The sequence below is a fragment of the Candidatus Blochmannia sp. SNP genome (genome assembly GCF_036549215.1).
In the GTDB taxonomy this organism is placed as follows: Bacteria; Pseudomonadota; Gammaproteobacteria; order Enterobacterales; family Enterobacteriaceae; genus Blochmanniella.
This window is the reverse complement of record NZ_CP144371.1, coordinates 237,108-252,599: the sequence shown is the minus strand read 5'-3', so window position 1 is coordinate 252,599 and position 15,492 is coordinate 237,108. Positions and strand designations below refer to the sequence as shown.

The 15,492-nt window shown below is 35.1% G+C and carries 5 protein-coding genes, 1 tRNA gene, 2 rRNA genes and 1 other RNA gene; 5 read left to right on the top strand and 4 right to left on the bottom strand.

Annotation, left to right across the window (positions count from 1 at the left end; genetic code table 11):
* The first annotated feature begins 125 nt into the window (after positions 1 to 125).
* The 4 genes from smpB (at position 126) to pssA (ending at position 3,709) form a co-directional block, all read left to right on the top strand.
* Positions 126 to 590, top strand: coding sequence for an SsrA-binding protein SmpB (smpB, locus tag VOI34_RS01045; RefSeq protein ID WP_331828605.1), 465 nt, complete (start codon positions 126 to 128; stop codon positions 588 to 590).
* 58 nt (positions 591 to 648) lie between these two features.
* Positions 649 to 1,058, top strand: a transfer-messenger RNA (tmRNA) gene (gene ssrA / locus VOI34_RS01040).
* 400 nt (positions 1,059 to 1,458) lie between these two features.
* Positions 1,459 to 1,788: a DMT family transporter gene (locus VOI34_RS01035; protein ID WP_331828604.1), complete on the top strand. Its 330-nt coding sequence runs from the start codon at positions 1,459 to 1,461 to the stop codon at positions 1,786 to 1,788.
* Between the two features lie 547 nt (positions 1,789 to 2,335).
* Positions 2,336 to 3,709 carry a CDP-diacylglycerol--serine O-phosphatidyltransferase gene (gene pssA, locus VOI34_RS01030; protein WP_331828603.1) on the top strand — a complete coding sequence of 458 codons (1,374 nt, stop codon included), beginning with the start codon at positions 2,336 to 2,338 and terminating at the stop codon, positions 3,707 to 3,709.
* A gap of 97 nt (positions 3,710 to 3,806) precedes the next feature.
* Here the strand turns inward: pssA and VOI34_RS01025 are convergent.
* From VOI34_RS01025 to VOI34_RS01015, 3 genes are all read right to left on the bottom strand, one after another.
* A 23S ribosomal RNA gene (locus VOI34_RS01025) occupies positions 3,807 to 6,807 on the bottom strand.
* A gap of 210 nt (positions 6,808 to 7,017) precedes the next feature.
* Positions 7,018 to 7,090, bottom strand: a tRNA-Glu gene (locus tag VOI34_RS01020).
* Positions 7,091 to 7,209: 119 nt separating this feature from the next.
* Positions 7,210 to 8,778, bottom strand: a 16S ribosomal RNA gene (locus VOI34_RS01015).
* Together the 16S and 23S rRNA genes with 1 tRNA gene alongside form the textbook arrangement of a ribosomal RNA operon.
* A 437-nt stretch (positions 8,779 to 9,215) precedes the next feature.
* Between VOI34_RS01015 and purH the strand changes: the two genes are divergently transcribed.
* Complete coding sequence (purH, locus tag VOI34_RS01010) at positions 9,216 to 10,841, top strand: bifunctional phosphoribosylaminoimidazolecarboxamide formyltransferase/IMP cyclohydrolase (RefSeq protein WP_331828602.1); 1,626 nt, start codon at positions 9,216 to 9,218, stop codon at positions 10,839 to 10,841.
* Positions 10,842 to 11,206: 365 nt separating this feature from the next.
* On the opposite strand, the gene rpoC is transcribed toward purH, so the two are convergent.
* Positions 11,207 to 15,457 carry a DNA-directed RNA polymerase subunit beta' gene (rpoC, locus tag VOI34_RS01005; RefSeq protein WP_331828601.1) on the bottom strand — a complete coding sequence of 1,417 codons (4,251 nt, stop codon included), beginning with the start codon at positions 15,455 to 15,457 and terminating at the stop codon, positions 11,207 to 11,209.
* Positions 15,458 to 15,492 lie beyond the last annotated feature (35 nt).

Below are 15,492 nucleotides of genomic sequence, written 5' to 3'. Positions count from 1 at the left end.
ATATTAATTTATGTAAAGATAAAATAATTATATTGTCATATATATATGATACATTATATTAGTAATGTGTTTATTTTTAAATAATAAAAAAAATTAAGAGCAATATTTTTTATGAAAATTATGTTATGAAGCAATTAATTTTAAAAAAAATTACTCAAAACAAACGTGCGTATTATGAATATTTTATTGAAAAAAAAATTGAAGCTGGAATTGTATTGTTAGGGTGGGAAGTAAAATCTGCACGTTCTAATATGGTAACTATTGATAATAGTTATATATCTTTTGATAATAAGGAAGCATACATTTATAATTCTATATTCCAGACAAATATAACTCAATTTTATAATGAAGTTTATAATTCAGCTCGTATACGTAAGTTATTATTAAAAAAAAATGAATTATTATTTTTGATGGAAACGGTTAAACAAAGAGGTTATACTATAGTTGTTTTAGATTTGTATTGGCGGAATTCTTGGATTAAAATAAATATCGGGATTGCCAAAGGTAAAAAAAAGTATGATAAAAGAAATGTAATAGATACACATAAATGGAAGAAAGAAAAAGTACATATTTTAAAGTATGTAAAATAAATAACGTTTTGTATATGCGTCGTTTTATGTTATAATTATCCTCGTCTAAAATAGATAAGGGGCTGATTTTGGATTCGACGGGATATCTTATATTTAAAGTGCATGCCGAGGTGAGGCAGGCCTCGTAAAACAGCCTAAAAAAAATAACTGCAAATAGTACACGTAGTGAGCCTGTTGCTTTGGCAGCTTAAAATCAGATTAACACCCTGAAGGTTCCCTCTCACATTTAATATTTACTCTTAAATGTTAAAAATAAAACTAGAATGGAATGAGAGGTCATATAAAATAAGAGTGCGCGTTAATGCTTGCTTTTGGCTTGACGTTAAGTATTATAAAGAAAGCTAGTGGATTTAGTGATTGGTCTTAATATATCTAAATCGATTAAATACAATTTGAGACCTAAGCATGTAGGTGACTGAGAATAATTAGAATTTCTGGACGCGGGTTCAAATCCCGCCAGCTCCACCAAAGATTTTAAGATTAAAAATGGTGAATAAATCCAATTAAATAATTAAGTAGGTAAAAGAGAATTTTTAAAGGGTAATATATGTATATTACCGGTTTTGATTATTTCAGATAATTAATCGGGGTGTTGGATTTATGTACTGTTATGCTACACTAAGATTAGTTTGAGGTGAAAGTAAAGTGGCGGCGTATAGAAAATAAAGTGTAATTGATGTTTGAGTTTTTAGAGTTTTGTTTCTTACATTCATTTATTTATTGAAATGATAGGATCATTTTCTTATTGTACCATTCAAAATTTTATCTAACAAGATAATGTTTGTTTTCTTGTTGAGAATTTCATTATTTGAAACAAGAATATCTATTGTTTAAAAATTAAATTTAAGAAATTTTTAAGAAAAATTATATGGATTATTTATATTTGTTTGTTGCTATTCTTTCAGAAGTTGTTGCTACTGCTTCTTTGAAAGCGTCTGAAGGATTTAGTAAATTGTATCCTTCTATTGTGGTAGTGATTGGTTATTTACTTTCTTTTATATTGTTATCTTTAGTATTACAAACAATACCGATGGGTATTGCATATTCTTGCTGGGCTGGTCTTGGGATTATATTTATTACTGTGGTAGGATATTTGTTTTATGATCAAAAGTTGGATAGTTTAGCTATTATTGGTATTACTTTTATTATTATTGGTGTTGTATTGATTAATGTATTTTCTAGAACAATAAAACATTAATTATGTGCAAGAGATATTTTATAGAAGTAATTTACAATTTATTGCTAAAGTTATGTTTTTTATATAGTTAGTATAACTAAATTAGTTTATGTGTATTTAAGATAATATTTTTTGATTAGTGATTAGTATTATAAGGTAAGGTGTGTTTCGTTAAATTTTAAATTAAATAGACAACAGTTTTATTAATATTTATTTGTTTGTAATTTGCTTAAGTTTTGTTTATGAATGGAAGTGTTGTTTATTGTTTAATTTTTTAATAAACATTGTTATGTTGGTTTTATGATGGATTGTATATGTATTTCAATGGTATAGAATTGTAATAATTAAATATAATGTAAAAAAACTTTTATTACGATTTTAATTGTTTTACAATTTTCATTTAAAATAATGAGAATGTTACGGAAATTTATGTGTATATGTAGTATGAATTTATTTATTGGATTGGACTGTTTATTGTATATATATGATGATTATATTATTAATTATTTTTGAGTATTAGTTTTTTAATTGATATAAAGTAAAGTGTTTGTGTTTTTATTATAAAAAGATGAAATTTAATATTTTAAATAAGTTTGATGATCATAAAAAATTTCTTGTAGAGTTACCTAAAATTGTTCAGAGAATGGATTATTTTAAGATTTTGTATAGCCCTAAAGAGTTTAGTAGTGAATTATTGTATGCTATTTCTCGAGCATGTCATCATATTTGTTTAGTAACACTTTATTTAGAAGACGATCAAGGTGGTAAAAAAATTATTGATGCTTTATTTCGAGTTAAACAAATTCGTCCTAAAATTAGAATTATAATTTTGGTGGATTGGCATCGTGCTAAGAGAAGTCGTATTGGTTCGGGTTCGGCTAAAAAATGTACGAATATTGATTGGTATATAGATCTTATAAATAAGTATCCTAATACGGAAATTGCAATATATGGAATACCAATTAATGTAAGTGAGGTATTAGGGGTTCTTCATTTGAAGGGATTTATTATTGATGATCAAATATTGTATAGCGGCGCTAGTTTGAGTGATGAATATTTGCATGTAAACGCTAAGTATCGATATGATCGATATCATATAATACGGAATCGTCAGTTATCTAATATTATGTTAGATTATATTGATAAAGAGTTATTGTCTTCAAGGGTAATTAATAAATTAGGATGTGAAAGTTCTTTGGGTAAATTGAATAAGCATAGTAAAAATGATATTCGTTTGCTGCGTCGTAATTTAAGAAGAGTTTGTTATTGTTATCAGGGTAATGCGACATTTAATGAATTGGCGATAGCTCCGTTGGTTGGTTTAGGTAAAAATAGTGAACTTAATCAAACGATTTACCATTTAATTTGTTCATCAAAGAGTAAAATTATATTATGTACGCCTTATTTTAATATGCCAAATGTTCTAATAAATACTTTAATTTATTTGTTACATAAGGGGAGGAATATAGAAATTATTGTAGGAGATAAGATCGCTAATGATTTTTATATTCCTTCTAATAAACCATTTACGTTAATTAGTGTTTTACCATATTTGTATGAATTAAATTTGCGTTATTTTTTAAAAAAATTGCAAAACTATATTGATAATAAACAATTAACAGTTCGGATGTGGAGAGAAGGTAATAATGGATATCATGTCAAAGGAATTTGGGTGGATGACGAGTGGCAGTTGCTTACTGGAAATAATTTAAATCCTAGATCTTTAAGGTTTGATTTGGAAAACGCTTTGCTTGTACATGATCCATGTAAGATGTTATTAAGTCAAAATAATAAAGAATTAAATACTATTCGTTTACACACTAGTTCCATCATGCATTATACGTCGCTGCAACACATATCAAATTATCCTATAAAGGTAGGACAGTTTCTTCACAGAATTCGCAAACTTAGGTTTGATCGATTAATTAATCGTATTTTATAAGAATATTACTTTTTTGTTTACTTTTTTTGTCTTGGTTTCAATCTAAATCTAGTATAATAATATTCTATATGTAGAAATAGAAGTCTCAGGTATTGCGAAGTTAAGTTCTCACGGGTCATTAGTATCGGTTAGCTCAACACCTTACAGTGCTTATACATCCGACCTATCAACGTCATCGTCTTTAACGTCCCTTTAGGAGGACTTTTTTATCCTCAGGGAAGACTCATCTTGAGGCAAGTTTCCCGCTTATATGCTTTCAGCGGTTATCTTTTCCGCACGTAGCTACCGGGCAATGCCATTGGCATGACAACCCGAACACCAGCGGTGCGTCCACTCCGGTCCTCTCGTACTAGGAGCAGCCCCTCTCAATCTTCCAACGCCCACGGCAGATAGGGACCGAACTGTCTCACGACGTTCTAAACCCAGCTCGCGTACCACTTTAAATGGCGAACAGCCATACCCTTGGGACCTACTGCAGCCCCAGGATGTGATGAGCCGACATCGAGGTGCCAAACACCGCCGTCGATATGAACTCTTGGGCGGTATTAGCCTGTTATCCCCGGAGTACCTTTTATCCGTTGAGCGATGGCCTTTCCATTCAGAACCACCGGATCACTAAGACCTGCTTTCGCATCTGCTCGAATCGTCACTCTCGCAGTTAAGCTAGCTTATGCCTTTGCACTAACCTCACGATGTCCAACCGTGATTAGCTAACCTTTGTGCTCCTCCGTTACTCTTTGGGAGGAGACCGCCCCAGTCAAACTACCCACCAGACACTGTCCTTGGACCGGATAACGGACCTAAGTTAGAATATCAAATGTTAAAGGGTGGTATTTCAAGGATGGCTCCATAAAAGCTAGCGCTGTTACTTCATAGCCTCCCACCTATCCTACACATCAATATTTAACATTCAGTATCAAGCTATAGTAAAGGTTCACGGGGTCTTTCCGTCTTGCCGCGGGTACGCCGCATCTTCACGGCGAATTCAATTTCACTGAGTCTCGGGTGGAGACAGTCTGGCCATCATTACGCCATTCGTGCAGGTCGGAACTTACCCGACAAGGAATTTCGCTACCTTAGGACCGTTATAGTTACGGCCGCCGTTTACCGAGGCTTCGATCAAGAGCTTTTCTTTTATTATAAAAACAAAATAAAAAGATAACCCTCTCAATTAACCTTCCGGCACCGGGCAGGCGTCACACCGTATACGTCCACTTTCGTGTTTGCACAGTGCTGTGTTTTTAATAAACAGTTGCAGCCAGCTGGTATCTTCGACTGGGTTCAGCTTCAGAAGCAATATATTTATTATTGTTCTGTCACTTACATTCCAGCGTGCCTTCTCCCGAAGTTACGGCACTATTTTGCCTAGTTCCTTCACCCGAGTTCTCTCAAGCGCCTGAGTATTCTCTACCTAACCACCTGTGTCGGTTTATAGTACGATTAGATGTAACCTGAAGCTTAGAGGATTTTCTTGGAAGTATAGCATTAATTCCTTCGCCATCTTGATGGCTCGTCATAGCGCCTCAGCGTTAGAAAGAACGGATTTTCCTGAATCTTTCCGCTTACACGTTTAAACCGAGACTACCGATCCTCGGAGAACCTAGCTTTCTTCGTCCCCCCATCGCAGTTATATCTAGTACAGGAATATTAACCTGTTTTCCATCAGCTACGCCTGTTGGCCTCGCCTTAGGGGTCGACTTACCCTGCCCCGATTAACGTTGGACAGGAACCCTTAGTTTTTCGGCGAGCGGGTTTTTCACCCGCTTTATCGTTACTTATGTCAGCATTCGCACTTCTGATACCTCCAGCATGTTTTACAACACACCTTCTCAGGCTTACAGAACGCTCCCCTACCCAATAAATTTTATATTTGATATTAATCATCAATACAAAAATATTAAATTATAAAATATTATTGCCGCAGCTTCGGTGCATGATTTAGCCCCGTTACATCTTCCGCGCAAGCCGACTCGACCAGTGAGCTATTACGCTTTCTTTAAATGATGGCTGCTTCTAAGCCAACATCCTGGCTGTCTAAGCCTTCTCACATCGTTTCCCACTTAATCATGACTTAGGGACCTTAGCTGGCGATCTGGGTTGTTTCCCTCTCCACGACGAATGTTAGCACCCGCCGTGTGTCTCCCGTAATAGCATTCTTTGGTATTCGTAGTTTGCATCGAGTTGGTAGTCTGGGAAGACCCCTAGTCGAAACAGTGCTCTACCCCCAAAGATGAGTTTACGAGGCGCTACCTAAATAGCTTTCGGGGAGAACCAGCTATCTCCCGGTTTGATTGGCCTTTCACCCCTAACCACAAATCATCCGCTAATTTTTCAACATTAGTCGGTTCGGTCCTCCAATCAGTGTTACCTAATTTTCAACCTGTTCATGGTTAGATCACCGGGTTTCGGGTCTATATCCTGCAACTTAACGCCCAGTTAAGACTCGGTTTCCCTATGGCTCCCTTATTTAGTTAACCTTGCTACAGAATATAAGTCGCTGACCCATTATACAAAAGGTACGCAGTCACACAAATAAACAATAATTCGTGCTCCTACTGCTTGTACGTACACGGTTTCAGGTTCTATTTCACTCCCCTCGCCGGGGTTCTTTTCGCCTTTCCCTCACGGTACTGGTTCACTATCGGTCAGTCAAGAGTATTTAGCCTTGGAGGATGGTCCCCCCATCTTCAGACAAAATATCACGTGTTTCGTCCTACTCGTTGAGTTACGATAACTAATATATTTTCAGATACGAGGCTATCACTCTATATTGCTAATTTTTCCAAATTATTCTCTTAATATATAAGTGGTACCATATAACTCTGGGCTGTTCCCTGTTCGCTCGCCGCTACTAAGGGAATCTCAAATTGATTTCTGTTCCTCAGAGTACTAAGATGTTTCAGTTCCTCTGGTTTGCTTCATTTAGCTATGAATTTACTAAATGATAATGCACAATTTAGTTTGCATTAGGTTTCCCCATTCGGAAATCACCGGTTAAAACGCTTCACATCAGCTTACCGATGCTTTTCGCAGATCAGCACGTCCTTCATCGCCTTTGACTGCCAAGGCATTCACCGTGTACGCTTAAATTACTTAACTTCGCAATCCTCAGACTTCTAATTTAATTAGATGAATTATATTCTATTTACTTTTACTATATGAACACATTCATCTTAATATGTATTATATTCTAATAATCTTAAATATAATATTATCCACTTCTAATATCTTAGAAGTTTAAGATTTAAGTTTTATCCTAATTGTTAAAGAACTATAAAATACCAAACTTTTATTTATAAAAGTTAAATTGTCCCCTAGGGGCTTTGAACCCCTGTTGCCGCCGTGAAAGGGCAGTGTCCTAGACCTCTAGACGAAGGGGACCTGAGAGCTCTAGTTGTAACGAAATAAAAATTTGGTATTTACCATCATATATTCTTAGTCATATCTCTAAAACATTAAATAATCTATGTGGGCGCTTCGCTTATATTACTTTTGATAAGTAAGGAGGTGATCCAACCGCAGGTTCCCCTACGGTTACCTTGTTACGACTTCACCCCAGTCATGAATCACAAAGTGGTAAGTGCCCTCCCTAAGGTTAAACTACTTACTTCTTTTGCAACCCACTTCCATGGTGTGACGGGCGGTGTGTACAAGGCCCGGGAACGTATTCACCGTGACATTCTGATCCACGATTACTAGCGATTCCGACTTCATGGAGTCGAGTTGCAGACTCCAATCCGGACTAAGACGTACTTTATGAGGTTTGCTTGCTCTTACGAGATTGCTTCTCTTTGTATACGCCATTGTAGCACGTTTGTAGCCCTACTCATAAGGGCCATGATGACTTGACGTCATCCTCACCTTCCTCCGGTTTATCACCGGCAGTCTCCTTTGAGTTCCCGACTTTACTCGTTGGCAACAAAGGATAAGGGTTGCGCTCGTTGCGGGACTTAACCCAACATTTCACAACACGAGCTGACGACAGCCATGCAGCACCTGTCTCAAAGTTCCCGAAGGCACTCTCATATTTCTATGTGATTCTTTGGATGTCAAGAGTAGGTAAGGTTCTTCGTGTTGCATCGAATTAAACCACATGCTCCACCGCTTGTGCGGGCCCCCGTCAATTCATTTGAGTTTTAACCTTGCGGTCGTACTCCCCAGGCGGTCGATTTAACGCGTTAGCTTCGAAAGCCACAGATCAAGTCTGCAACCTTCAAATCGACATCGTTTACGGCATGGACTACCAGGGTATCTAATCCTGTTTGCTCCCCATGCTTTCGTACTTGAGTGTCAGTTTTCGTCTAGGGGGCCGCCTTCGCCACTGGTATTCCTCCAGATCTCTACGCATTTCACCGCTACACCTGGAATTCTACCCCCCTCTACGAGACTCTAGCTTATCAGTTTCAAATGCAGTTCCTAAGTTGAGCTCAGGGATTTCACACCTGACTTAATAAACCACCTACGTACGCTTTACGCCCAGTAATTCCGATTAACGCTTGCACCCTCCGTATTACCGCGGCTGCTGGCACGGAGTTAGCCGGTGCTTCTTGTATGGGTAACGTCAATTAAAATTGGTATTATCAAATTTAAATTCTTCCCCATTGAAAGTGCTTTACAACCCGAAGGCCTTCTTCACACACACGGTATAGCTGCATCAGGGTTTCCCCCATTGTGCAATATTCCCCACTGCTGCCTCCCGTAAGAGTCTGGACCGTGTCTCAGTTCCAGTGTGGCTGATCGTCCTCTCAGACCAGCTAAGGATCGTGGCCTAGGTGGGCTATTACCCCGCCTACTAGCTAATCCTATCTGGGTTCATCCGATAGCATAAGGCTTTATTTCTTGTGAACAAAATATAAAGTCCCCTACTTTGGTCTTTATGACTTCATGCGGTATTAGCTATCGTTTCCAATAGTTATCCCCCTCTATCGGGTAGATCCCCAGACTTTACTCACCCGTTCGCCGCTTGCCAATCAGAGCAACAAAATTGTCGCTCCTTGCTGCCGCTCGACTTGCATGTGTTAAGCTTACCGTCAGCGTTCAATCTGAGCCATGATCAAACTCTTCAATTTAAAATCAGTTCCCATTTATAACAAATAAGTATATTAATTTTTTTATACATAACTACTAATTAATTAACTTTTATATTTTATAAATGGTAAAGTACTATCTTTCATATTCGCGTAAGTGCCCACATAAATTATCTAAAATTTAATTGTTAAAGAACTATGTTTCCAATTATATGTATTTCATATTATTTTCGAAATAAAACAAACATATCATTAGCATTGATTGTAGTTAATGTCAATAGTATTTAAGATTATTTCTACAATTTAATGGTTATTATTTAAAGTGTTAAATTAATTTTTTATGATTATCTTAAAATTATTTAAATAATTTAACATTTTAGGAAATGATATATAATAATATTGTAATTATGTTATTACGTATAATTTTTGTAAGATTGCAATTAATATTGTAGTTTAATTTGCTGTTATGAGGATACTATATGACGCGATCATCATTGTTCATTCGTCGTGTGTTAATTAGTGTGTTTGATAAATCTAATATTTTAGAATTTGCTCAATCATTAATTGAACGGGGCATTCAATTATTATCGACTGGAGGTACGGCTCAAGTATTAATTGATGCTGGGTTACCAGTATTGAAAATTTCTGATTATATTAAGTTACCTGAAATGATGAATGGACGTATAAAAACGTTACATTACAAGATATATGCTGGAATTCTTGGTAGACGAGGATTAGATGATGCTGTTATGCGCCAATATAATATTCAACCAATTGATATGGTAGTGATTAATTTCTATTCGTTTAATTCTTTGTTAATGAAAAACAAAATATCTTCTGAAGAAGAAATGTTAGAATATATTGATATTAGTGGCCCAAGTATGGTAAGAGCAGCAGCAAAAAATTATAAAAATGTTGCTACTGTGGTTAATAGCAATAGTTATGAAAAAATTTTAGATGAAATTAATCATTGTAATGGATTACTTAGCTTAGAGACTCGTTTTCATTTAGCTGTAAAAGCATTTAAATATGTTGCTGAATATGATAATGCAATTTCTCATTATTTTAATGATCAGCTGAGAAACAATCGTTGTACTACCATGACCGATGAGAACAATTATAATGAATCTTATCATTGTTTTCCTAAAAATTTAACTTTTATGAATCTTAAATTTATAAAAAAACAAGATATGTGTTATGGGGAAAATCCGCACCAACGAGCAGCATTCTATATAGATACATGTGAGAAACAAGTGGGATCTATTGCTACTGCTCATCAATTGCAAGGAAAGCCATTGTCTTATAATAATGTTTTAGATATGGATACGGCTTTGGAATGTGTAAAAATATTTGATGAACCAACTTGTGTAATTGTTAAACACACTAATCCATGTGGTGTTGCTACTTCTAATACAATTAGCTCAGCATATGTTAAAGCTTATCAATCGGATCCTGTTTCTGCATTTGGAGGAATTATTGCTTTTAATAGGTCTTTAGATAAAAACACGGCTAAAACTATCGTTAAGCGACAATTTGTAGAAGCAATAGTGGCACCAAGTATTGATAGAGATTGTCTTAGTATTTTATCTAGTAAAAAACATATACGAGTGTTGGAATGTGGTGTGTGGACTGTGAGAAAACCAGATATAGATTTTAAACGTATTAATGGAGGATTATTGGTACAGGATTATGATGTAATAACAGATTTGCAATGTTTAACAACAGTTACTATTCGTCAACCAACAAACGAAGAGATGAAAGATGCATTATTTTGTTGGAAAATAGTTAAGTTTGTTAAATCTAATGCAATTGTTTGTGGCAAAAATTATCAAACAACTGGAATTGGTAGTGGCCAAATGAATCGAGTACATGCGGTAAAAATAGCTGTTTCTTTCAAAGAACAAGGTATGTTGAGTATTCAAGGATCAGTGATGGCTTCTGATGCTTTTTTCCCTTTTCCTGATGTAATACGTATTGCATCTGAAGTAGGTATTAGTTGCATCATACAACCAGGAGGATCTATTCGAGATCAGGAAATTATTAAAACTGCCGATAAATATGGTATATCGATGATTTTTACACGTATCCGTCATTTTAGGCATTAATTCTTCAAAATATGATTTTGATAAAATTTATCTTGTTTTATAAATACTAGTTGTAAAGTTTGCGTTAATATAGAGACGATATATATATATATAATTTGGTAGTGATATTTATTTTTTATTAATATTTTATAGGGATTCATAGATATAAGGTTTGTTATGCATCGATTTTGATATAAAGTTAGAGGATTTGTTTTAACAACACAGAATAATTGTATTATTTATATTCAATATATAAATAATACAATTGAGTTATATTTTTATATATTGGGTGTATATCGCTAATTATTTATTACACTTAGTATGTTACAGTTTGTAATACTATTATGTATTAGTATAATTATTTTCATAATTAAAAATATAAAAGGTTATGTAGCGTTTAACAATTCAGTTAAGTTTGCTGATGCTTCATCTGCTGTAATTTGAGAAGAAATATTTGTTGTTGTTTTAGATTTTTCTATTTCATCCTTATTACTGAGGTGACGACGGTGACGCATACGTTCCTGATGGTAAGAATAGCCAGTTCCGGCTGGAATTAATCTACCAACAATAACGTTTTCTTTAAGACCGCGCAGTTCATCTCTTTTCCCAGCTACAGATGATTCAGTTAATACACGTGTTGTTTCTTGAAAAGATGCTGCAGAAATAAATGATTCTGTAGCTAATGATGCTTTGGTGATTCCTAATAAATTGCGCATGAAACTTATTTTTATTTTTCCTTCATTTTCTAGTTTTCGGTTAGTAATTTTAATACGTGAATATTCTACTTGTTCACCTACTAATAAATCAGAATTTCCTGATCGAATGACAGTAGCTTTACGTAGCATTTGTCTCACAATAACCTCTATATGTTTATCGTTAATTTTTACCCCTTGCAAACGATAAACATCTTGTACTTCATTAACAATATAGCGAGTTACTGCATGCACCCCACGTAATCTTAAAATGTCGTGTGGAGATTCTGGTCCATCAGAAATAATATCTCCGCGATCTACATATTCACCTTCAAAAACATTAAGATGACGCCATTTTGGAATCATTTCTTCATAAACATCTTTATCATCATTTATGGGGGAGATCATCAAACGCCGTTTTCCTTTTGTTTCTTTTCCAAAAGAAATTGTTCCGCTAATTTCTGCTAAAATTGCTGATTCTTTTGGCCGACGTGCTTCGAATAGGTCTGCAACACGTGGTAACCCACCGGTAATATCTTTAGTACCACCGCTTTCATGCGGTAATCTCGCTAATGTATCTCCACAAATAATTCTTGACCCATTCACTAATTGGATCACACTTCTACCAGGCAAAAAATATTGTACCGGAACATCTGTACCTGGAATAAAAATATCGTAACCATTAACATCTACTATTTTTAATGTGGGCCTTAAATCTTTAGCTCCACTTACACGTTCAGAGGTATCTAATACTACAATAGAGGTTAATCCTGTTAACTCATCAGTTTGTTTAACGATGCTTTGTCCATCTACCATATCAACAAATTGAATAAATCCGCTTACTTCTGCAATCACTGGCATAGTATGTGGATCCCAATAAGCTACTATTTCTCCATGTGTTACTTCTTCTCCATTTTTTTTTGTTATTATGGCGCCATAAGGTACTTTATAACTTTCTTTAGTACGAGAAAATTGATCGATAATTTTAAGTTCAGTGTTACGAGATGTAATTACTAATTTTCCTTCTCCATTTATTACAGATTTAATATTTTTTAAGTGAACAGTGCCTTTATTTTTGATTTGAATGCTTGACTCTGAAGCAGATCTAGAGGCAGCTCCACCGATATGAAAGGTACGCATTGTTAATTGAGTACCTGGTTCACCTATAGATTGAGCCGCAATGACGCCAATTGCTTCTCCTTTATTTACAAGTTGGCCTCTAGCTAAATCTCGGCCATAACATTTTGCACATACACCAAAGTCAGTATCACAGGTTACAACAGATCGCACTTTAACGGTATCAATTGAATATTCATCTAAAACATCACACCAATATTCGTCTAATAAAGTATTACGTTTAATTAATACTTTAGTATCTTCATTATTATTAGATTCTAAAATATCTTCTGCTGAAACTCGGCCCAATACACGTTCTCGTAAAGGTTCTTTTACATCTCCGCCTTCAATGACAGGACTCATTATGATACCGGAAAATGTATTACAGTCATCTTGTGTAATTACCAAATCTTGAGCTACGTCAACTAGACGCCGTGTTAAATAACCAGAGTTAGCCGTTTTTAAAGCAGTATCAGCTAATCCTTTACGGGCCCCATGTGTAGAAATAAAATACTGTAATACATTTAGTCCTTCCCGGAAGTTTGCAGTAATAGGTGTTTCAATAATTGAGCCATCTGGTTTTGCCATTAAACCACGCATACCGGCAAGTTGGCGTATTTGTGCCGCTGATCCACGCGCTCCAGAGTCTGCCATCATAAAAATATTATTGAATGATGGCTGTATTTCTATTTGCCCATTTCGATTTATTACAGTTTCAGTAGCTAAATTATCCATCATGGCTTGAGCCACTCGTTCATTGGCTGCAGCCCATATATCAATAACTTTATTGTAGCGCTCACCTGCTGTAACTAGTCCAGTCTGAAATTGTTCTTGTATTTCGGCTACTTCAGATTCTGCTTCATCAATTATATCAGCTTTTTTTGAAGGAATAATCATATCATCAATACCGACTGAAGCTCCAGAACGAGCAGCGTATGCGAATCCAGTATACATAATTTGATCAGCTAATATAACAGTAGCTTTTAATCCAAGTAAACGATAGCAACTATTTAGCATTGTAGATATAGCTTTTTTCCCTAATACTTGATTGACTAATATGAATGGTAGTCCTTTGGGTATAATCATCCAAAAAATAGCGCGTCCTATTGTACTGTTAACAATATTTGTTTTTTTCAACAATTCTCCATTTTTTTCATATTCATATTCAGTAATACGTATTTTAATGCGAGCATGTAGTTCAGCTAAACCTAGACGATAGAGGTATTCTGCTTCTTTTGGCCCAGTTAATGCCATTCCTTCTCCTTTGGAATTTGCACGCTCGCGCGTCATATAGTACAAACCTAATACTACGTCTTGAGATGGGACAATAATGGGCTCTCCATTAGCAGGAGATAATATATTGTTGGTTGACATCATTAAAGCTCTAGCTTCTAATTGAGCTTCTAGTGTCAGCGGCACATGTACTGCCATTTGATCTCCATCAAAATCAGCGTTATATGCAGCACAGACTAATGGATGCAATTGAATGGCTTTTCCTTCCACTAAAACTGGCTCAAAAGCTTGAATACCTAATCTATGTAATGTAGGAGCACGATTTAACATTACTGGATGTTCGCGAATTACATTGTCAAGAATATCCCATACTACAGCTTCTTCTCTATCTACCATTTTCTTAGCAGCTTTGATAGTGCTAGCAAAACCCTGTAACTCTAATTTTCCATAAATAAATGGTTTAAATAATTCTAAAGCCATTTTTTTTGGTAGTCCACATTGATGTAATTTTAAATAAGGACCAACAGTAATTACTGAACGACCAGAATAATCAACACGTTTTCCTAAAAGATTCTGTCGAAATCTACCTTGTTTACCTTTAATCATATCAGCTAAAGATTTTAAAGGACGTTTATTGGAACCAGTAATTGCGCGACCTCTACGTCCATTATCTAGTAATGCATCCACTGCTTCTTGAAGCATTCTTTTTTCATTACGTACTATAATTTCTGGAGCGGCTAAATCTAATAATCGTTTTAATCTGTTGTTTCTATTAATAACACGACGATATAAATCATTTAAATCAGAAGTAGCAAAACGGCCTCCATCTAATGGAACTAATGGTCTTAAATCTGGAGGGAGCACCGGCAATACATTTAGAATCATCCATTCAGGTTTATTTTCAGAATATATAAATGATTCAATTAATTTTATACGTTTTGTTATTTTTTTACGTTTAGTTTCAGAATTACTATCTTCTAACATTTCTCTTAGAAATTCGCATTCGTTTTTTAAATTTTTATTTTTTAATAAAATTTGAATGGCTTCAGCGCCCATTTTTGCTTCGAATTCATCTCCAAATTCTTCTAATGCGTCTAAATATTCCTCTTCAGTTAAGATTTGGCGACATTCGAGACTAGTCATACCATTTTCGATTACTACATAGGATTCAAAATATAGAACACGTTCGATATCGCGTAACGGCATATCTAATAATAAACCAATACGTGATGGTAATGATTTTAGGAACCAGATATGGGCAGTAGGAGAAGCTAATTCAATATGTCCCATACGTTCTCGTCGTACTTTACTTTGTGTCACTTCTACCCCGCATTTTTCGCAGACTACTCCACGATGTTTTAGACGTTTATATTTACCACATAGACATTCGTAATCTTTAATAGGGCCAAAAATACGTGCACAAAATAAACCATCTCGCTCGGGTTTGAAAGTGCGGTAATTAATAGTTTCTGGTTTTTTTACTTCACCAAAAGACCAAGATCTAATCATATCTGGAGAAGCAAGCGCAATTTTAATTGCATTGAATTCTTCTACTTGAGTATGTTGCATCTTAAAAAATTTGAGTAAATCTTTCACAGGGAGCCTTTATTAGAGTTATATTTGTGGAATGT